The sequence below is a fragment of the Methyloversatilis universalis EHg5 genome, assembly GCF_000378945.1.
GTDB classification, from domain to species: Bacteria; Pseudomonadota; Gammaproteobacteria; order Burkholderiales; family Rhodocyclaceae; genus Methyloversatilis; species Methyloversatilis universalis_A.
In genome coordinates this window covers 1,638,662-1,658,316 of the sequence record NZ_KB900539.1, presented here as the reverse complement: position 1 = coordinate 1,658,316, position 19,655 = coordinate 1,638,662, and the positions used below count along the sequence as shown (strand labels likewise).

General features: G+C 66.7%; 14 protein-coding genes. 7 read left to right on the top strand and 7 right to left on the bottom strand.

Translation table 11 applies throughout. The annotated features are described in order from the left end of the window. Positions 1-103 precede the first annotated feature (103 nt). Complete coding sequence (locus tag METUNV2_RS0107670; protein ID WP_018228895.1) at positions 104-1,309, top strand: amino acid aminotransferase; 1,206 nt, start codon at positions 104-106, stop codon at positions 1,307-1,309. Positions 1,310-1,435: 126 nt separating this feature from the next. Here METUNV2_RS0107670 and gdhA read toward each other — a convergent pair whose 3' ends face one another. Then, the gene (gene gdhA / locus METUNV2_RS0107665; protein ID WP_018228894.1) at positions 1,436-2,779 is read right to left on the bottom strand and encodes an NADP-specific glutamate dehydrogenase; all 1,344 of its coding nucleotides are present in this window, start codon (positions 2,777-2,779) and stop codon (positions 1,436-1,438) included. Between the two features lie 137 nt (positions 2,780-2,916). Next, positions 2,917-3,048, bottom strand: a complete 132-nt coding sequence (locus METUNV2_RS20210; protein ID WP_269745068.1) for a hypothetical protein — start codon at positions 3,046-3,048, stop codon at positions 2,917-2,919. On the opposite strand from METUNV2_RS20210, the gene METUNV2_RS0107660 reads away from it, so the two are divergent. Beyond that, positions 3,047-4,249, top strand: coding sequence for an ammonium transporter (locus METUNV2_RS0107660; RefSeq protein ID WP_018228893.1), 1,203 nt, complete (start codon positions 3,047-3,049; stop codon positions 4,247-4,249). The genes METUNV2_RS20210 and METUNV2_RS0107660 overlap by 2 nt on opposite strands. An 88-nt stretch (positions 4,250-4,337) precedes the next feature. Further along, the gene (locus METUNV2_RS0107655) at positions 4,338-5,513 is read left to right on the top strand and encodes a phospholipase A (protein ID WP_018228892.1); all 1,176 of its coding nucleotides are present in this window, start codon (positions 4,338-4,340) and stop codon (positions 5,511-5,513) included. A 14-nt stretch (positions 5,514-5,527) separates the two neighbouring features. Here the strand turns inward: METUNV2_RS0107655 and METUNV2_RS0107650 are convergent, their stop codons facing one another. Beyond that, entirely contained in the window at positions 5,528-7,552 is a 2,025-nt protein-coding gene (locus METUNV2_RS0107650) for a cache domain-containing protein (protein ID WP_018228891.1), read from the bottom strand. 77 nt (positions 7,553-7,629) lie between these two features. Between METUNV2_RS0107650 and METUNV2_RS0107645 the strand changes: the two genes are divergently transcribed. Next, positions 7,630-8,820: an NAD(P)/FAD-dependent oxidoreductase gene (locus METUNV2_RS0107645; RefSeq protein WP_026187968.1), complete on the top strand. Its 1,191-nt coding sequence runs from the start codon at positions 7,630-7,632 to the stop codon at positions 8,818-8,820. Between the two features lie 12 nt (positions 8,821-8,832). Here the strand turns inward: METUNV2_RS0107645 and METUNV2_RS0107640 are convergent, their stop codons facing one another. Further along, positions 8,833-10,563 (bottom strand): SLC13 family permease, encoded by a 1,731-nt coding sequence (locus METUNV2_RS0107640; RefSeq protein WP_018228889.1) that lies wholly within the window; start codon positions 10,561-10,563, stop codon positions 8,833-8,835. 8 nt (positions 10,564-10,571) lie between these two features. Then, positions 10,572-11,348 (bottom strand): 3'(2'),5'-bisphosphate nucleotidase CysQ, encoded by a 777-nt coding sequence (gene cysQ, locus METUNV2_RS0107635; RefSeq protein ID WP_018228888.1) that lies wholly within the window; start codon positions 11,346-11,348, stop codon positions 10,572-10,574. A gap of 202 nt (positions 11,349-11,550) precedes the next feature. Here cysQ and cysD point away from each other — a divergent pair, with 202 nt between their 5' ends. After that, the gene (gene cysD, locus METUNV2_RS0107630) at positions 11,551-12,489 is read left to right on the top strand and encodes a sulfate adenylyltransferase subunit CysD (RefSeq protein ID WP_051081897.1); all 939 of its coding nucleotides are present in this window, start codon (positions 11,551-11,553) and stop codon (positions 12,487-12,489) included. An 82-nt stretch (positions 12,490-12,571) separates the two neighbouring features. Beyond that, the gene (gene cysN, locus METUNV2_RS0107625; protein WP_018228886.1) at positions 12,572-14,482 is read left to right on the top strand and encodes a sulfate adenylyltransferase subunit CysN; all 1,911 of its coding nucleotides are present in this window, start codon (positions 12,572-12,574) and stop codon (positions 14,480-14,482) included. 10 nt (positions 14,483-14,492) lie between these two features. Here the strand turns inward: cysN and METUNV2_RS0107620 are convergent, their stop codons facing one another. Together METUNV2_RS0107620 and METUNV2_RS0107615 are read right to left on the bottom strand one after the other, a co-directional pair. Next, positions 14,493-18,116 carry an EAL domain-containing protein gene (locus METUNV2_RS0107620; protein WP_018228885.1) on the bottom strand — a complete coding sequence of 1,208 codons (3,624 nt, stop codon included), beginning with the start codon at positions 18,114-18,116 and terminating at the stop codon, positions 14,493-14,495. After that, positions 18,116-19,048 carry a phosphate/phosphite/phosphonate ABC transporter substrate-binding protein gene (locus tag METUNV2_RS0107615; RefSeq protein WP_051081895.1) on the bottom strand — a complete coding sequence of 311 codons (933 nt, stop codon included), beginning with the start codon at positions 19,046-19,048 and terminating at the stop codon, positions 18,116-18,118. The genes METUNV2_RS0107620 and METUNV2_RS0107615 overlap by 1 nt, the downstream gene beginning before the upstream one ends. A 356-nt stretch (positions 19,049-19,404) precedes the next feature. On the opposite strand from METUNV2_RS0107615, the gene METUNV2_RS0107610 reads away from it, so the two are divergent. Next, the gene (locus METUNV2_RS0107610) at positions 19,405-19,608 is read left to right on the top strand and encodes a cold-shock protein (protein WP_008058826.1); all 204 of its coding nucleotides are present in this window, start codon (positions 19,405-19,407) and stop codon (positions 19,606-19,608) included. The last annotated feature ends 47 nt before the right edge of the window (positions 19,609-19,655 follow it).

Genomic DNA, 19,655 nt, shown 5'->3' with positions numbered 1-19,655 from the left:
AAAGGCAGACATTAGCGCGATTGTTGTCGTTTTTTCGACCTATCTTTAATAGCACGACGCACCGCCCGACCCGGGCACACCAACCCTGCACACCGGAGCACGCATGAACCCGTCCGTCTTCTCGACCGTCGAGATGGCCCCGCGCGACCCCATCCTGGGCCTGACCGAAGCCTTCAACGCTGATACCCGCACCACTAAGGTGAACCTGGGCGTGGGCGTGTACTACGACGACGCGGGCAAGCTGCCGCTGCTGCGTGCGGTGCGTGCCGCGGAAGAGACGCGCATGAAGAATGCGCCGCCGCGCGGCTACCAGCCGATCGAAGGTGCGCCGGCCTACAACAAGGCGGTGCAGGATCTGCTGTTCGGCCAGGGCGCCGCCCTGACCGCCGACGGCCGCGTGGTCACCGCCCAGGCCCTGGGCGGCACCGGTGCGCTGAAGATCGGCGCCGACTTCCTGAAGCGCCTGCTGCCGCAGGCCAAGGTGTACATCAGCGACCCGAGCTGGGAGAACCACCGTGCGCTGTTCGAAGCCGCCGGCTTCGAAGTCGATGTCTACCCGTATTTCGACGCTGACACCCGCGGTGTGCGCTTCGACGCGATGATCGCCCACCTGCAGGCGCTGCCGGCCAACCAGATCGTGCTGCTGCACGCCTGCTGCCACAACCCGACCGGCGCCGACCTGACCGACGCCCAGTGGGCCGAAGTGGTCGACGTGTGCAAGGCGCGCAACCTGGTGCCCTTCCTCGACATGGCCTACCAGGGCTTCGCCGACGGCATCGACCAGGACGCCGTGGCGGTGCGCCAGTTCGTGCAGTCCGGCCTGAGCTTCGTCATTTCCAGCTCGTTCTCGAAGTCCTTCTCGCTTTACGGCGAGCGCGTCGGCGCGCTGTCCATCGTGACCGCGTCCAAGGACGAATCGGCCCGCGTGCTGAGCCAGTTGAAGCGCACCATCCGCACCAACTACTCCAACCCGCCGACCCACGGCGGCGCTGTGGTGGCATCGGTGCTGGCGACGCCCGAACTGCGTTCGATGTGGGAAGAGGAACTGGGTGAAATGCGCGAGCGCATCCGCGCCATGCGCACCGGCCTGGTTGACAAGCTGTCGTCCCGCGGCGTCGCCCGTGACTTCTCCTTCGTCGTGCGCCAGCGCGGCATGTTCAGCTACACCGGCCTGACCGTCGCCCAGGTCGACCGCCTGCGCGACGAATTCGGCATCTACGCGGTCAGCACCGGCCGCATCTGCCTGGCTGCGCTGAATTCGAAGAACATCGATTACGTGGCTGACTCGCTCGCGACCATCCTGAAGTAATCGAAGCGCCGCTCCAGCAAAAAGCCCGCTCCGAGGAGTGGGCTTTTTGTTTCCGGGTCGTCGCCGGAAAAGCGTTTCCGCCCCGGCCACGCCCGCACGGCTCGGGCAGCCGGGGCTGCACGGCGATCAGATCACGCCCTGCCCCAGCATCGCTTCGGCCACCTTCACGAAGCCGGCCACGTTGGCGCCATCGACATAGCTCAGGCGGCCATCCTTGCGCTTGCCGTACTGCAGGCAGGCGGCGTGGATGCCCTGCATGATGTGCAGCAGGCGGGTATCGACCTCGTCGCGCGTCCAGTTCATGCGGATCGCGTTCTGGCTCATTTCCAGACCCGAGGTCGCCACGCCACCGGCGTTCGATGCCTTGCCCGGCGCGTACAGCACGCCAGCCGCTTCGAAGGCCTTCGCGGCTTCGATGGTCGAGGGCATGTTGGCGCCTTCGGCCACGCATTTCACGCCATTGCCGATCAGCGTGCGCGCGTCCTTCTCGTCCAGCTCGTTCTGGGTGGCGCAGGGCAGCGCCACGTCGACCGGCACATGCCAGGGCCGCACGTTCTCCTCGAAGCGCGCACCGACCTGCTTCGCGTAGTCGCTCGCCCGACCGTACTGGCGGTTCTTCACATCCATCAGGATGGCCAGCTTTTCGGTGGTGAAGCCGTCTTCATCGATCACGGTGCCACCGGAATCGGACACGGTCACCACCTTGGCACCGAGCGCCATCGCCTTTTCCACCGCGTACTGGGCCACGTTGCCGGAACCGGACACCGACACCCGCAGGCCGGCCATCGAATGGCCGGCGTGGCACAGCATTTCCTCGGCGAAATAGACGGTGCCGTAGCCGGTCGCTTCCGGACGGATGAGCGAACCGCCGAAGGACAGGCCCTTGCCGGTGAACACGCAGTCGGCGCGGTTGCTGAGCTTCTTCATCATGCCCGCCATGTAACCGACTTCACGACCGCCGACACCGATGTCACCGGCCGGCACGTCGGTATCCGAACCGACGTGCCTGAACAGCTCGGACACGAAGGCCTGACAGAAGCGCATCACTTCGCCCTGGCTGCGTCCCTTGGGGTCGAAGTCCGAGCCGCCCTTGCCGCCGCCCATGGGCAGCGTAGTGAGCGCGTTCTTGAAAGTCTGTTCGAAGGCCAGGAATTTCAGGATGGACAGATTCACCGACGGATGGAAGCGGATGCCGCCCTTGTACGGCCCGATCGAAGAGCTGTGCTGGATGCGGTAGCCGCGATTCACCTGCACCTCGCCGCGGTCATCGACCCAGCTGACGCGGAACATGATCACCCGCTCCGGCTCGACCAGCCGCTCCAGCAGCGCCTGTTCGGCATAGCGCGGATTCGCCTCGATGAAAGGCCACAGGCTTTCCATCACCTCGGTCACCGCCTGGATGAACTCGGGCTGACCCGGATTGCGTGCCTCGACCCGACCTACGAAATCTCCGAAATTGCCGTACTTCAATATTGTCTCCTCACAGCCTTCAGGCTTTTTTGCACCAAAACCGGGCATTTTGATTGAACTCGTTTCATTGCGCACAATTTTTGTGCGCACGAGGCTTCAGCGCCCCACGAATGTGCGGGCCCGATCGCCTGGACGGTTCACACCAGCGTCATCAAAATCGGGGCCGGCGCCACGTTGCGCCCCATTTCCGTGCCACGCGACGAATGCCTGCCGTCTGCTGGTGCATCTTTTGCTATCTGCACCGTGATCGTGATTACCGGAGTTTTCATGGACAGTTTCAAGACATCGGCCGACGTGTTGTTCATCCTGCTCGGCGCCATCATGGTGCTGGCGATGCACGCCGGCTTCGCCTTCCTCGAAGTGGGCACCGTACGCCGCAAGAACCAGGTCAATGCACTGGTCAAGATTCTGGTCGATTTCGCAGTATCGACCCTGGTGTACTTCTTCATTGGCTACGGCATCGCCTATGGCGTTCATTTCCTCGGCAGCGCAGCCAGCCTGACCCAGGCCGGCGGCTACGATCTGGTGAAGTTCTTCTTCCTGCTCACCTTCGCCGCCGCCATCCCGGCCATCGTGTCGGGCGGCATCGCCGAACGCGCGCGCTTCTGGCCGCAGGTGAGCGCCACCGCACTCATCGTCGGCCTGCTCTATCCGCTGTTCGAAGGCATGATCTGGAACGGCAACTTCGGCTTCCAGGCCTGGCTTGAAAGCACTTTCGGCGCGCCATTCCACGACTTCGCCGGCTCGGTGGTGGTGCATGCCTTCGGCGGCTGGATCGCGCTGGCCGCGGTACTGCTGCTGGGCGCCCGACGCGGCCGCTACTCGCGCGACGGCGGCATCGCCGCGCATCCGCCGTCGAGCATTCCCTTCCTCGCACTCGGCGCCTGGATACTGACCGTGGGCTGGTTCGGCTTCAACGTGATGAGCGCGCAGAAGCTGGAAGCGGTCAACGGTCTGGTGGCGGTCAATTCGCTGATGGCCATGGTCGGTGGCACGCTGGTGGCACTGGTGGCCGGGCGCAATGACCCGGGCTTCGTGCATAACGGCCCGCTGGCCGGTCTGGTCGCGGTCTGCGCTGGCTCCGACCTCATGCACCCGCTCGGTGCGCTGCTCACCGGCGGCCTCGCGGGCGGCCTGTTCGTGCTCATGTTCACGCTGACCCAGAACCGCTGGAAGATCGACGACGTGCTCGGCGTGTGGCCGCTGCACGGCCTGTGCGGCGCCTGGGGCGGCATCGCCGCCGGCATTTTCGGACTCGAGGCTCTGGGCGGCCTGGGCAAGGTGAGCTTCATGACCCAGCTGGTCGGCACCGTGGCCGGTGTCGCACTGGCGCTGGCCGGCGGCGCGGTCATCTACGGCTCCATCAAGGCCTTCACCGGCCTGCGTCTGGACCCGGAGCAGGAATTCGAGGGCGCCGATCTGGCCATCCACCGCATCAGCGCCTCGCCGGAGCGGGAAACGCTCTGGTAGGACACCACCGGCGGGCAGTCGGCTCAGGCTGACAGCCCGCCGCACCACGCAGCAGGCAGAATCGGGGGCATCCTTCAAGGAGCCCTACATGAACCGCCTGCCCCTGCGCCTGCCCGGCACGCTCTTAGCCCTGCTGCTGGCCGCCCCGGCCCATGCTGACCTGCTGCTCGCCAGCCGCCAGACCCTGGTCGAACCGGGTCTGCCGCTCGCACTCACCGTGGTATCGACCGCCGGAGAAACACTTCCGGAAGAACTGAAGGCGCGCGTCATCGTCGGCCCCCGTGCCGCCGATCTGGCGCTGCACGCCGCCACCCCGGCCCGTGACGGGCGGCGCGACTATGCGGCGGTGTTCCCGACCGATCTCGAAGGCACCGGCCGGCTGGAACTGACCTCAGCCGCATCCAGCGTGCTGCTGGTGCAGCTGAAGCCGGCACCGCTGGCCGCCGGCGCGGTTGCGGTGGTGTCGCCCGCCTCGGTGCGGGCGGCCGCCACCGAAACGACCGGGGCCGAACCTGCTGGCGTAGTGAATCTGGGCCGCAACCGCATCGGCCTCGGCACCCACGAACCGGTCTATTTCGTCGCCGGTTCGCGCGGCGACACGACGGCCCGCTTCCAGATCTCGTTCAAGTACCGCATCTTCGATCCGGAAGGCTGGGCCACCGAACTGCCGCTGGGCGATCTGCTCACCGGCCTGCACTTCGGCTACACCCAGACCTCGATCTGGGACTGGAGCGGCGATTCCAAACCTTTCCGCGACACCACCTACAAACCGAGCTTCTTCTACGAATTCGGCCCCTACCGGCAGATCGGTTCACGCCATACCGTCAGCGCCCAGGCCGGCTACGAGCACCAGTCCAACGGCCGCGACGGCGCCGACTCGCGTTCGATCGACACCCTGTTCGTGAAGCCCTCCTGGCGCTGGGACGTGGACCACAACACCCATGTCGGCGCCTCGGTGAAGCTGTTCGACTACACCGACCGCGATCCGACCAACCGCGACATTGCGAAGTACCGCGGCTACGCGCTGCTCGGCCTGGAAGTGGGCAATGACGACGGCTGGCTGCTGAAGGCCGAGGGGTATCCGGGCGATCAGGGCTCTCTGCAGCTCGACCTGTCCTATCGCCTGAAGCGCCGGCTGCTGGCCGACGCCGGCGCCGGTGGCTTCCTGCACTTCCAGTATTTCAACGGCTATGGCGAAAGCCTGCTCGATTACAACCGGGGCGGCCCGGCACAGATACGGGTCGGCTTCTCCATCGTGCGCTGAGGCGGACGCAGGACCTAGGCGTGCGCCGGGCCTTCCGCCGCGCGGAACTGCGGCTCGGCCAGCAGCAGCACACTGAAACAGGTGCCCTCGCCCGGCGTGCTGGCGACCGTGATGGTGCCGCCATAGCGCTCGATCAGGCCGAGCGACACCGACAGGCCCAGACCGGTGCCTTCGGAACGCTTGGTGGTGAAAAAGGGATCGAACACCCGGCCCAGGTGTTCCGGCGCGATGCCGTGGCCGGTATCGCGCACCTCCAGCCGCACGCCGGCCGGGTCGGACACGTCTGCGGTACTCAGGGTGAGCGTGCCGCCGCCGGGCATGGCGTGCAGCGCATTCACGATGAGGTTCACCAGTACCTGCTGCAGCTCTTCGCGGTTGATGCGCACCCGCGTGCGCGCGCCCGGTGCAAGCACGATGTCCACGCCGTTCTTGCGCGCCTGGTGCTGCACCAGCGGCAGCGTGTCCTGCAGCAGCGCGCCAGTGTCCAATTCGGACACGTAGCCGGCGAATTCGCCCGGCCGCGCGTACTGCAGCAGCTTGGTCACGATGACGCGGATGCGGTTGATCTGTTCGTCCAGCAGCCGGATTTCGGTGCTCACGCCATCGGCGGACGGGCCCAGCAGTTCGCGCATCAGGTCCAGATTGCCCTGCATCACCGCCACCGGATTATTGATTTCATGGGCCACACCGGCGGTGAGCTGGCCGATGGCCGCCAGCTTTTCCGAGAGCACCAGCTGGCGCTGCGCCTCGCGCAGTTCGGCGGTGCGCTCGACCACCTTCTGGTCCAGTTCGGCGTTGAGCTGCTTCAGCTCCGCCTCGCGCGCGGCCACGGTATCCAGCAGGGTGTCGAGGTGGCCCGCCAGGCGTGCGATTTCCTCGCCACCTTCGACGCTGCCGGTGCGGGCCGCCGCGTCCCCCTTCTCGACCGCGCCGATGGTGGCGTCCATGCGCTCGATCGGCCGGAAGATGCTGCGCGCGCCGCGCAGCGACAGCACCACGCCGGCCGCCATGATGAGCGCGAACAGGCCGATCAGCGCCGCCAGGATGTTCTGCTTCACTTCGCGGAAAGGCGCTTCGAGAAAACCGACATAGAGCATGCCGATGCGCCGGCCCTCGCCATCAACCACCGGTTCGTAGCCCGACACGTACCAGTCGTTCACGACGAAGGCGCGGTCCAGCCAGCGCTCGCCATTGTCGAGCACGCGGTGGCGCACTGCGGCCGACACCCGGGTGCCGAGTGCGCGGTCGCCGCCGAACATGCGCACATTGGTGGCGATGCGCACGTCGTCGAGGAAGAGCGTGGCGGTGCCGCGCGAACCCAGCGGCAGCGCGCCGTCGTTGTAGACCAGGTCGTTGATGGTGTCGACGAAATCGAGGTTGCGGTTCAGCAGCCGGCCGCCTTCGAGCACCCCGATCTGCTCGCCCTGGGCGTCGAGGATGGGCACCGCAACATGGATCATCATGCCGCGCTCCTCTTCGTGCCGCGGATCGGGCGTCGCATTGGCAGTCGGCACGATGGCCAGCCGTGCGCGCTCGACCAGCGGCGGGCCGATGGCCGCCAGTCGGGCGGCGTCGAACACCGACAGCGCGATACGCGACTCGCCCTCCAGCGCGGCCCGCACCACCGGCCAGTCGGTGCGCGATTCCCTCAGCGCCTCGCCTGACCGCGTGTGGGTGGACGCCGCCCGTACCCTGCCCTCGCCATCGAGCACGTACAGGTAGTCGAACTGCTGCGCCTCGGCCTGTGCCTTCAGCAGGGCGGCCAGCGAGGCCGGCGCGCCCAGCACGCTGCGCAGCTTGCCGGACGCCGCAATCGCCGAGACGGTCTGACGCTGGCTGTCGAGCACCCGGTCGAAATACTGACGGGCGATGGTCAGTTCGGCATTCACCTTGTAGATGAGCAGCTGGTCGTAGGCGGAATTGCCCCAGTGCACCACCAACGCGATCAGCAGCGGCAGCATCAGCAGCGGCGGTGCCAGCACCAGCAACACCAGCCGGGTGCGCACCGAACCGCGTCGCAGGGAATGGATGAATCGCATCCGCCGATGCTACTTCAGGCCCCGGATTTGCGCTGAGCGCCGCTACACTCGCGCCTTTCGTCTTCCTCTCCCCGTCCATGCACGTCGATGTGATCGTGATCGGCGCCGGCGCCGCCGGCCTGATGTGCGCCGCCACCGCAGGCAGCCGCGGCCGCAGCGTGCTGGTGATCGACCACTGTCCCAAGCTGGCCGAGAAGATCCGCATTTCCGGCGGCGGCCGCTGCAATTTCACCAACCGCGACCTGAGGCCCGATTGCTTCCTGTCGCAGAACCCGCATTTCTGCCGCTCGGCGCTGTCGCGCTATACGCCGCGCGATTTCATCGCGCTGGTCGAGCGGCACCGCATCCGCTACCACGAAAAAACGCTGGGCCAGCTGTTCTGCGACGACAGTTCGCAGCAGATCATCGACCTGCTGAAGGCGGAGTGCGATGCCGGTGGCGTGCGCTGGCAGCGGCCGTCGGCGGTGAGCGGCGTGTCGCGCGAAGGCGACCTGTTCCGGGTCGATACCGACCAGGGCGCACGCTTCGCCGCCTCGCTGGTGATCGCCACCGGCGGCCTCACCGTGCCCAAGATCGGGGCGACACCTTTCGGCTACCGGGTGGCGGAGCAGTTCGGCCTGAAAGTGGTGGCGCCGAAACCGGCCCTGGTGCCGCTGGCGCTGGACCCGGACTGGCTGGCGCGCTTCGGCGAACTGTCCGGCGCCTCCTTCGATTCGATCGCCTGGTGCGAAGGCCCGGAGTTCCGCGAACAGACCCTGCTCACCCATCGCGGCCTGTCCGGTCCGGCCATCCTGCAGGCGTCGAGTTACTGGCAGCAGGCCGGCGGCCGCGAAGCGCTGCACATCGATCTGCTGCCGGAGGTGGCCGATGCCGAAAGCTGGCTGCAGGCCGCGCGCGGCGGCCGGCAGACGCTGGCCACGCTGCTCGCCGACCACCTGCCGAAGCGCTTCGCGCAGCAGTGGGTGGATTTCGAGGGCGCAGGCCGCTGGAATGTCGCGCTCGCCGAACTGCCGCGGGCCGCGCTGGCCGACATCGCCGCGAAGCTCAAGGGCTGGCCGCTGCACCCGTCGGGCACGCTGGGCTACAACAAGGCGGAAGTGACGCTGGGCGGCGTGGACACGCGCGACCTCGACCAGAAGACGATGGCGGCCCGCCGCGTGCCCGGCCTGTTCTTCGTCGGCGAGGTGGTGGACGTGACCGGCTGGCTGGGCGGCTACAACTTCCAGTGGGCCTGGTCCTCCGGCTGGAGCGCAGGCCAGACGGCCTGACCCGGCGCCGGGTCAGCGGGTGAACGGGAAGAACACCGGCACCAGCAGCAGCACCGTGGCGCCATAGGCGATCGACACCGGCAGGCCGACGCGGACGAAATCCATCATCCGGTAGCGGCCGGGCGAATACACCATCAGGTGAGTCTGGTAGCCGAAGGGGATCAGGAAGCCGGCGCTGGCGCCATACAGCACCGCCATCATGAAGGGCATCGGATCGGCGTCGAAAGCGCGCGCGGTCGACAGCGCGATCGGGAAGGCCAGTGCGGCAGCTGCGTTGTTGGTGACCAGTTCGGTCAGCAGCACGGTGAGCAGGTAGATGCCGACGAAGGCGCCGAGCACACCGTGGCCGTCATACAGCGCGCGCAGGCCGCCTGCCATCAGCTCAGCCGCCCCGCTGTTCTCGAGCACGCTGGCAATCGCCAGCGACGAGCCTATGGTCAGCACCAGATCGAACGGAAAGCGGCGGCGCATCTCCCCCAGCGTGAGCAGCCCGCTCGCCACCAGCGCGATCATGAGCAGCAGCAGGCCGGTGAACAGCGGCACGATCTCGAAACCGGACAGCGCGATCACCGCGGCGAAGCCACCCAGCGTGAACCGGCTCTGCACCGGCGTCAGCCGCGGCCGCACCGTGCCGCCCACCAGATGGAAATTGCGCTCGATGTTGCGGTGGTGTGCGAAATCGGGCCCCACCGCCAGCAGCAGGCTGTCGCCCACATGCAGCGGCACCCGGCCGAGCTGGCCGGTGAGCCGCTTGTCGCCGCGCCGTATGCCGACCACACCGGCATCGAACATGGTGCGGAAATCGACCTCGCGCAGCGTCCTGTTCGCCAGTTCGGACTGACTGGAAATGACCACTTCGAGCAGATTTGAACGCAGCAGCGCGTTCGCTTCCATGCCGAACACCTGCAGCCCGTCGAAGCGCTGCAGCGCCTGCACCTTGTCGATTTCGCCGGTAAAGATGAGCACGTCACCGGCCTCGATCACTTCGGTCGGAGCCACCGGCGAAATGAGCCGGCCCTCGCGCATGATTTCCAGCAGGAACAGGCCTTCCAGATTGCGCAGCCGGTTCTGTTCGATGCTGCGGCCGATCAGCTTTGACGCCGCCTCGACCCGTGCTTCCAGGAAATAGGCCTGCTGCAGTTCGCGGTCGTTTGCCTCGTGCCGCGGCAGCAGCCGGACGCTCAGCGCCAGCACCGCCACGCACACCAGCGCCACCGGCACGCCGACCCAGCTCGGGTCGAACATGCCCAGCGGCGGCAGCCCCGCGTTCACCATCAGCGAACTGACCACCAGATTGGTCGAGGTGCCGACCAGCGTGGTGATGCCGCCGACAATGGCGGCGAAAGACAGCGGGATGAGCAGCAGCGAAGCCGGGTGATGGCGCTGCCTGGTCACCACGCCGAGCAGCGCGCCGACCACCGCGGTGTTGTTCAGGAAGGCGGAAAACAGCGTGGTGACCGAGGTGAAGCGCACCACCGCCCAGCCGGGCGAGCCGCGCAGCAGGCGGTCCGACACCCGCTCCAGCACCGGCGCCCGTTCGATCACCAGCGACACCAGCAGCAGCAGCACCAGCATGGCCAGCGCCGGATTGGTGTAGCTGGTGAGCCAGGTTTTCTGGTCCAGCAGGCCGGCGAAGTAGTAGCAGGTGGCGAGCCCGGTAAACAGCGGCGCGGGTGCCACCCGGCCGTGCACCAGCAGCGCAAGCAGCACGCCGATCGAAGCAAGTACCAGCCAGGCGGTCATCGCTGCATTCAGGCGCCCAGACCCCAGGCGGCAAAGTGCGGGTTCGCGAAATCCGGCTTGCCATAGGTGAAGGGCGCACCCTCCACCTGCTCGATGCGGCCGCCCGCGGCGGCCAGCACCGCGTGTCCGGCGGCGATGTCCCATTCCATCGTGCGTCCGAGACGCGGATAGACGTCGGCCTCGCCGGCCGCCACCAGACAGATCTTCAGCGACGAACCCGCGTTGCGCAGATCGGCCACCTTGCGGCCGGCCAGATAGGCGTCCAGCGCGACCGCATCGCCGTGCGAGCGGCTGGCCACCACGGTCAGCCCTGCGGCCGGCGGTACCCGGCAGCGGATTTCGCGCCGCCCGCCCTTATCCTCAAGCCAGGCGCCCTCGCCCACGATGCCTGAGAACAACCGCCCCAGCGCAGGGGCCAGCACCACGCCCAGCACCGGCCGGCCGTTCTCGATCAGCGCGATGTTCACCGTGAACTCGCCGTTGCGATTGATGAACTCTTTCGTGCCGTCGAGCGGATCGACCAGCCAGAACGGTGCGCCGTCTGCCGGGCGCTGACCGGCTTCGGTCGACTCTTCCGACACGATGAAAATGTCCGGCGTCAGCGTCTTCAGGCGAGCGACGATGAGCTCGTCCGCCTTGCGATCGGCCAGCGTGACCGGCGACGCGTCCGCCTTGTCCGCCACCTCGAAATCGGTCGCATAGACCGCCATCACGCATTCGCCGGCATCGCGCACGATGTCCAGCAGCGCCGCGTGCAGCGCCTTCAGTTCGGCTCGAGCCGTCATCCACCATCCCCGGCAGCCGTCACCGGCCGCCTCAGTCGTGGCCTGCAGGAACGCCGGCCGGCGCACAGTCTGAACCGGCTGCGGCGCGAAGTCCGTGACGAATGGCGCCGCGCCCGGCGACTATCGACCGCGCGGCGTGACGCCGTCGAACGCGGGCGACCGCGCGCTCCGCCATCATCCGGCCATCCTTGCGAGAGCGACCATGGCACATACGGCTGCGAACATCCCTGAAATCGATCCCGACACCCTGACCCACCTGCAGCGGCTGGAAGCCGAGAGCATCCACATCCTGCGCGAGGTGGTGGCCGAGGCTGAAAACCCGGTCATGCTGTACTCCATCGGCAAGGACAGTGCGGTCATGCTGCACCTGGCGATGAAGGCCTTCTACCCGGCGGTGCCACCCTTCCCGCTGCTGCATGTGGACACCACCTGGAAGTTCAAGGCGATGTACCAGTTCCGCGACGAGATGGCGAAGAAGCTCGGCATGGACCTCATCGTGCACATCAACGAGGACGGCGTCGCCAAGGGTATCAACCCGTTCACGCACGGCTCGGCCATCCACACCGACATCATGAAGACCGAGGGCCTGAAGCAGGCGCTCGACAAGTACGGTTTTGACGTGGCCTTCGGCGGTGCCCGCCGCGACGAGGAAAAGTCGCGCGCCAAGGAGCGCATCTTCTCCTTCCGCACCGCGCAGCACCGCTGGGACCCGAAGAATCAGCGCCCGGAGCTGTGGAACCTGTACAACGCGCGCAAGCACAAGGGCGAGTCGATACGCGTGTTTCCGATCTCGAACTGGACCGAGCTCGACATCTGGCAGTACATCTACCTGCAGAACATTCCCATCGTGCCGCTGTACTTCTCGGCCCCGCGCCCGGTGGTCGAGCGCGACGGCACGCTCATCATGGTCGACGACGACCGGATGCCGCTGCGTGCCGGCGAAGTGCCGCAGATGCGCAACGTGCGCTTCCGCACGCTGGGCTGCTATCCGCTGACCGGCGCGGTCGAGTCGAACGCGTCCTCGCTGACCGAAATCATCCAGGAAATGCTGCTCACGAAGACGTCGGAGCGTCAGGGTCGCGTGATCGACCACGATTCGGCCGGCTCGATGGAAAAGAAAAAGCAGGAGGGGTATTTCTGATGCGCCCCCACACTCACATTCGTTCGCTGCCCCCCGAGGGGGCTCAGGCCGTCTTTGGGGCGGCCCTGCAGGAGGCCTGCTGATGGCACACGTTTCCGACCTCATCGCGCAGGACATCGGCGCCTACCTGAAGCAGCACGAGCACAAGAGCCTGCTGCGCTTCATCACCTGCGGCAGCGTGGACGACGGCAAGAGCACGCTGATCGGCCGCCTGCTGTACGAATCGAAAATGCTGTTCGAGGACCAGCTGGCAGCGCTCGAAGCTGACTCGAAGAAGGTGGGCACACAGGGCGGTGACCTCGACTTCGCGCTGCTGGTCGACGGCCTGGCCGCCGAGCGCGAACAGGGCATCACCATCGACGTGGCCTACCGCTTCTTCTCGACCGACCGGCGCAAGTTCATCGTTGCCGACACGCCGGGCCACGAGCAGTACACCCGCAACATGGTGACCGGCGCTTCGACCGCCGATCTGGCCATCATCCTGGTCGATGCGCGCCACGGCGTGCAGACCCAGACTCGCCGCCACAGCTATCTGGTGTCGCTGATCGGCATCAAGCGCGTCGTGGTCGCCATCAACAAGATGGATCTGGTCGGCCATTCCGAAGCCACCTACCAGCGCATCCTCGACGACTACCGCGCCTTCGCCGCCCAGCTCGGGCTGGAGGACATCGTCGCCATTCCGATGTCGGCGCTCAGGGGCGACAACATCACCGCGCCCAGTGAACAGATGGGCTGGTACCACGGCCCCACGCTGATGGGCTATCTGGAAACGGTCGAGGTCGACCAGAAACGCCGCCTGCAGGGCCCCTTCCGGCTGCCGGTGCAATGGGTTAACCGGCCCAATCTCGATTTCCGCGGCTTCGCCGGCACCATTGCCAGCGGCGTGATCGAGCCGGGCGCACCGGTGCGCGTCCAGCCCTCAGGCCGCACCAGCACGGTGAAGCGCATCGTCACCGCCGACGGCGACCTGCAGCGGGCGATCGCCGGTCAGTCGGTCACGCTGGTGCTGGAGGACGAGGTCGACATTTCGCGCGGCGACGTCATTTCGCACAAGGACGCGCCAGCCGAGGTGGCCGACCAGTTCGAAGCCACACTGGTGTGGATGCAGGACGAGCCGATGATGCCTGGCCGCGCCTATCTGCTGAAGACCGGCACGCGCACGGTGACCGCCACGGTGACCGAAATCCGGCACAAGGTGAATGTGAATACGCTGGAACACCTGGCCGCCAAGCAGCTCGCGCTGAACGAGATCGCGCAGGTGAAGCTGAGCCTGGATCGCCCGATCGCCTTCGACCCCTACGAGTCGGTGCGCGAAACCGGTGGCTTCATCCTGATCGACCGGCTGAGCAACGCCACCATCGGTGCCGGCATGCTGCGCTTCGCGCTGCGCCGCTCGCACAACATCCACATGCAGCACGTCGATGTGGACAAGGTGGCGCGCGGCGCGATGAAGGGCCAGAAGCCCTGCGTGCTGTGGTTCACCGGCCTGTCCGGCGCCGGCAAATCGACGCTGGCCAACCAGATCGAGAAAAGACTGTCCGCGCAGGGCCGCCACACCTATCTGCTGGATGGCGACAACGTGCGGCACGGCCTGAACAAGGATCTCGGCTTCACCGAAGCCGACCGCGTCGAGAACATCCGCCGGGTGGCCGAGGTAGCCAAGCTCATGGTCGATGCCGGCCTCATCGTGCTGACCGCCTTCATTTCTCCGTTCCGGGCCGAACGCCGGATGGCGCGCAGCCTGATGGAAGACGGTGAATTCATCGAAATCTTCGTCGACACGCCGATCGCGGTAACCGAAGAGCGCGATCCGAAGGGCCTGTACAAGAAGGCGCGCCGCGGCGAAATCAAGAACTTCACCGGCATCGATTCGCCGTACGAGGCGCCGGAGAATGCGGAAATCCGCATCGACACCAGCCGAGGCAGCATTGACCAGTGCGTCGATGAACTGATGCAGCAACTGCGCGAACGGGGCGTGCTGCTGGCGGACTGACGCGCCGGCGCTATCGGTCGCTCAGCGCGCGGCGACGGGCCGCGCGCTGCAGTGCCTCGATGCGCACGCCCAGGTCGTCGCGTGCCACACGCAGCTTCACCGCCGCCGCCTGCGCCGCAGCCCGGTCACCGCGCGCACTGCTGTCTGCAATGCGCACCGCCAGTTCGTGCAGCGCGCGGTGCGAACGATCGACCGCGCGGTATTCCTCGAAGTCGCCATAGCGTTGCTGGCCGCCGTCGTGGAACCACTGGCCAAAGCGGCAGCGCGTCGGATCGCGTATTTCCTCATCTGCCAGTCTTGCCGGCCGGCCTTCGGCCAGACCCAGCACCTGTTCAGTCCAGCGGTTGAAGTCGCGCACCGCGGAGAACAGCTGCAGGTCGTCGCTGCCATTGCCCGCATCGCGCCACTCGGCCCAGCGCGGGTCCGGCCGCCAGTCGGCCAGCCAGCGCATCAGCGCGTCCGCCGGCAGCGGGCGGGCGATGCCATAGCCCTGGATCTGGCTGCAGCCCAGACGCTGCAACATGAGGCCATGCTCGGCGGTTTCCACGCCCTCGGCCACCACCTCGCGCCGCAGCGCGTGGGCGAGCGCGATCACCGCCTGCACCACTTCGAAATCATCCTCGTCGTCCAGCATGTCGAGCACGAAGGACTTGTCGATCTTCACCACATCGACCGGCAGCCGGCGCAGATAGCCCAGCGAGGCATAGCCGACGCCGAAATCGTCGATCGCCACCCGCACACCGAGGCGCCGGATGTCGCTCACCACCGCGGCGGCGCGTTCGATGTCGTCCAGCGCGACCGACTCGACCACCTCGATCTCCAGCGCCTGACGCGGCAACTGGGGCTGTTCGGCCAGCAGTTCCGACAGCCGGGTGACGAAGCCCGGCGACAGCAGATGCGGCGCCGAAATATTGACCGACACGCCGAAACGGCCACCTTCGGCGCGCCAGGCAGCCAGCTGGGCCAGTGCGGTACGCACCACCCATTCGCCCAGCCGGTGTATTTCCGGGTCGTGCTCGATCAGCGGCAGGAAGCTGTCGGGGGCGAGCAAGCCTTCGTCCGGGTGCTGCCAGCGCACCAGCGCCTCGACGCCCATCATGCGTCCTTCCCGCATGTCCACCCGCGGCTGGTAGTACAGACGCATTTCTCCCCGGGTGATCGCTTCGCCGATACGCTCGCGGCGGCGCAGGCGCTCGACCGACACCTGGCTGTTCAGGAAATCGAACAGGCGATAGCAGCGGCCGCCGGCCTGCTTGGCCTCGTACATGGCCTGATCGGCATGACGCAGCAGCGCATCGGCGTCGCTGTCGTTCAGCGGATACAGCGTCACGCCTATGCTGGCCGGCGTGACCACGCTCGAACCGGCCACGCGCACCGGTTCGGCCAGCGCATCGAGCATGCGCTGCAGACAGGTTTCCATCTCGGCGACATCGCTGAGCGCGCCCAGCAGCACGACGAATTCGTCACCGCCCAGTCGCGCCACGGTATCGTCCGCACGCACCGAGTGGCCCAGCCTGCGCGCAATCTCCTGCAACAGTGCGTCGCCAGCCTCATGGCCCAGATGGTCGTTGACCGCCTTGAAATCATCGAGATCGAGCACGCATACCGCGAGCAGCCTGTCCTGCCGCCGCGCGCGCGCCATCGCCTGGGTCAGCCGGTCTTCCAGCAGCACGCGGTTGGCCAGACCGGTCAGCGGATCATGGGTGGCCTGCCAGCGCAGACGCTCCTGCATGCGATAGCGGTCGGTGGTGTCGTGCAGCACCACCACCGCACCGCTGACACCGCCGAGGGCGTCGCGGATCGGTGCGGCGGAGTGTTCGACCACCTTTTCGTCACCGCCGCGTGCCAGCACCAGCGATTCATCGGTGACCCGCCCCAGGCCCTCTTCCAGGGCATGCGCCACCGGATCGGGCCGCTCCCGCCTCAGCACAGGGTCGATCAGCCGCAACACCTCGCCCAGCGGGCGCCGGGCAGCCTGGTCGTTGTGCCAGCCGGTCAGCTGTTCGGCCGCCGGATTCAGAAAATCGATATGACCCGACGCATCGGTGGAAATGACCGCATCGGCAATCGCCAGCAGGGTCACCCGCAGACGTTCCTTCTCGGCCGCCAGACTGTGCTCCAGCCGCATGCGTGATGAAATGTCGCGGAAGGTCCACAGCACACCCTGCCTCACCTCTCCGACCCGGATCGGCAGGCAGTCCCGCTCGATCAGACGGCCGTCGGTCAGATCGACGCGTTCGCCGATTACCGGTTCGCCGCGCAGCATGATGTCGTCGATGCGCCGCATCGCCTCGTCACCCCCGGCGAACAGGTCACGCACTTCGGCGAACACCTCGTCACGCCGGCGCCCGACCAGCTCGGACGGATTTTCGACCAGCGGAAACAGCTCGCAGAAAGCGCGATTGCACACCGCGATCCGCCCTTCTGCGTCCTCCATGATGACGCCGGTGTACATCTGGGCCAACAGGCCGTAAAGCCGCGACCGTTCGAGCGCAAGCCCGGCCTCGGCCTGCTTCAGTGCGGTGACGTCGGTATGAGCGCCACTCATCCGACGTGCCCGGCCATCGCGCCCCCTGACCGCCGACCCGCGGGTCAGTATCCAGCGCCAGTCGCCGTCGCGATGGCGTGCCCGGATGATGAGCTCGAACACCGGTATGCGGCCTTCCAGATAGTCGTTGATGCGATCCAGGATGACCGGCAGATCATCCGGATGCACCCGGTCTAGAAAGGCGTCCGGACGGCTCACCAGTTCGTCGTCCTCGTAACCCAGCATCTGCTTCCAGCGCGGCGAGTAATAGACCTCGTTGCTGATCAGATCCCAGTCCCAGATACCGTCGTTGGAGCCCTTGACTGCCAGTTCCAGCCGCTCCTGGGTGCGCTGCAGGATGCCTTCGTTGCGCGCCAGCGCATCCAGCGTGTCATTGATGCCATCCAGCAGGTCACCCAGTTCGTCGGCGCGACGATGGGCCAGACGCGGCGTCAGATCGCCCTCGCGCACCCGCTCGAACAGCTGCTGGGCACGTCGCAGATCGGACGTGAGACCGCGAGCGAGCACGGTTGCCAGCGCGGTGCTGACCAGCAGTGCGGTCAGCGCGTACAGCACGCCGTCGCGTACCGCGGCAGAGATCGCCAGCGCTTCGGCATCGTGATTTCGGGCCACCCTGACCCAGCCTATCAGCCGCTCGCCCTGGCGGATGGGCGCCAGCGCGTCGCTCAGCGCCCGGGTGCGCTGTATCAGGCGGGGGCCGGCCACCGTGTCGTCGGCCAGCGCGCTCAGGCTGAGCGGATCGACCAGGCGCTGGCCCGCACGCCGTGGTTCGGAATGCACCAGCACCTGGCCCGAGGTATCGAGATACATGGCGTACTCGAGACCGGGCGCCCCACGCACCGGCGCCAGCAGTTCCTCCAGCCCAGCGACATCGCTGGAGAGCACCCATTCGCGGCCGCTGCGCGACAACAGTTCGACCTCGGACAGCAGCGATGAGCGCGCCTGTTCCAGCAGCACCTCGTTTTCACGACGCAGCTGATCGACCACGAATCCTGCGATCAGCACCGCGTGCAGCACCGCGATCGCGAACACCAGCCGTCGCGTCAGCGAACCGGCAAACAGTGCGTACAGGCGGCGCATCGGCATCAGCGGACGTCTCCGATGGCATCGCGATAGCGGTCGAGCATGACGCCCACCGGCGCATAGGTGAGCGCGTTTGCCGGCTCGAAACCCGCAATCTCGGCCCGATCGAGCAGGCGGCGTCCGGAGGCGCTGGCCGACAGCGCAAACAGCGCCTGTGCCACCCGTCCGACCAGCGCATCGTCGATGTCGCGACGCGCCATCAGGCTGTTGTTGGGCAGCGTGTCGGTTTGCCACAGCACTTCCAGCTGGGCAGCCAGATCCGGATAGTCTTTCTGGAAGGCGCGCCAGGGCGGCGGCCAGGTGGCCCCCGCGGCCACCCTCCCCTGCACCACGTTCAGGATGCTGGATTCCTGCGACCCCACCTCGCGCACCTCCAGTTCATGAGCCACGTCCAGCCCCTGCTGATGCAGCCAGAGCAGCGGCAGCATGCAGGCCGCCACCGCGGTACGGGCCGGGCAGCTGAAAGCGGCGCCGCGCAGGTCGGCCGGCTGGCTCACCGTGCTGTCGCGACGGCGGATGATGAGGCCGCGAAAATCCTCGTCGCGGGCCACCTTCCCGAACACCCTGTACTGCGCTGCCGCGACCACCACGGTCTGGTAGGGGTTGGGCAGCGCGAAGTCGAAACGCCCCTCGCGCAGCTTGCGCTCGTATTCGGCGTAATCGCGCGAGGCCTCGATGCGCAGCTTCACGCCGGGCACCGCGGCGCTGACCGCCGCCACCAGCGGGCCGTACATGGCATCCAGCCGCCCCGGGTTGTGCAGCGGATGTATGCCGAGCACCAGCACGTGCACCGGCTCGGCCGACGCCGGCGTGGCGTATTCGGGACGCGTCGCGTGCGGCCCGCCGTCCGAACAACCGGTCATCGCAAGCACGGCGAGCAGCAACACACCGCCCAGCACGGTGAATGGATGCCGGTGTGCCCCACGAGTGAACATCGATCGGATCAAGACGTCATTTCCCGAAATCCGCAAGGCCTTTCCGGCGAGCCGGAGGCACGCCACAGCCCGTTTCCGCCGCACGCCCGCAGGCCCGGCGAACGGACAGTTTCTGTAACGTCAGGCCGGCGCCGGAGCTGAAGTCCACCCCGATGCGCAAATACCGTTTGCGTCGCGCGCACTATTCCCGTATAAGCACGGCTGTAGGTGATTTCAAGCATGAACGTGTTGTGCGTCGGTTCTCGATTTTCAAGTCAGTACTCCGCTTGCCATATTCCCCTTGAGGTTTCCCTGCGCTACGGTCATTGCATGATGCGATGACTTGTTCACAACTCAGTTTCAAAGGAAATACACAGATGGCAACTGGTACCGTCAAGTGGTTCAACGACGCCAAGGGCTTCGGCTTCATCTCCCCGGACGACGGCGGTGAAGACCTGTTCGCTCACTTCTCCGCGATCCAGGGCAACGGCTTCCGTTCGCTGCAGGAAAACCAGAAGGTGTCGTTCGAAGTGACTCGCGGCCCGAAGGGTCTGCAGGCTTCGGAAATCAAGCCGCTCTGATTTTCGGGTGGCTTGAGGCTGCCTCCGGGCAGCCCGCCAAATAAAAA

Excerpts from the sequence above, each read along its gene's own strand:
- METUNV2_RS0107650 (WP_018228891.1), bottom strand. The coding sequence starts at position 7,552 with ATGCGATTCATCCATTCCCTGCGACGCGGTTCGGTGCGCACCCGGCTG.
- METUNV2_RS0107655 (WP_018228892.1), top strand. The coding sequence starts at position 4,338 with ATGAACCGCCTGCCCCTGCGCCTGCCCGGCACGCTCTTAGCCCTGCTG.
- METUNV2_RS0107640 (WP_018228889.1), bottom strand. The coding sequence starts at position 10,563 with ATGACCGCCTGGCTGGTACTTGCTTCGATCGGCGTGCTGCTTGCGCTG.
- METUNV2_RS0107670 (WP_018228895.1), top strand. The coding sequence starts at position 104 with ATGAACCCGTCCGTCTTCTCGACCGTCGAGATGGCCCCGCGCGACCCC.
- METUNV2_RS0107620 (WP_018228885.1), bottom strand. The coding sequence starts at position 18,116 with ATGCCGATGCGCCGCCTGTACGCACTGTTTGCCGGTTCGCTGACGCGA.
- cysD (WP_051081897.1), top strand. The coding sequence starts at position 11,551 with ATGGCACATACGGCTGCGAACATCCCTGAAATCGATCCCGACACCCTG.
- METUNV2_RS0107645 (WP_026187968.1), top strand. The coding sequence starts at position 7,630 with ATGCACGTCGATGTGATCGTGATCGGCGCCGGCGCCGCCGGCCTGATG.
- METUNV2_RS0107610 (WP_008058826.1), top strand. The coding sequence starts at position 19,405 with ATGGCAACTGGTACCGTCAAGTGGTTCAACGACGCCAAGGGCTTCGGC.
- METUNV2_RS0107615 (WP_051081895.1), bottom strand. The coding sequence starts at position 19,048 with ATGTTCACTCGTGGGGCACACCGGCATCCATTCACCGTGCTGGGCGGT.
- METUNV2_RS0107660 (WP_018228893.1), top strand. The coding sequence starts at position 3,047 with ATGGACAGTTTCAAGACATCGGCCGACGTGTTGTTCATCCTGCTCGGC.
- METUNV2_RS20210 (WP_269745068.1), bottom strand. The coding sequence starts at position 3,048 with ATGAAAACTCCGGTAATCACGATCACGGTGCAGATAGCAAAAGATGCA.
- cysN (WP_018228886.1), top strand. The coding sequence starts at position 12,572 with ATGGCACACGTTTCCGACCTCATCGCGCAGGACATCGGCGCCTACCTG.
- cysQ (WP_018228888.1), bottom strand. The coding sequence starts at position 11,348 with ATGACGGCTCGAGCCGAACTGAAGGCGCTGCACGCGGCGCTGCTGGAC.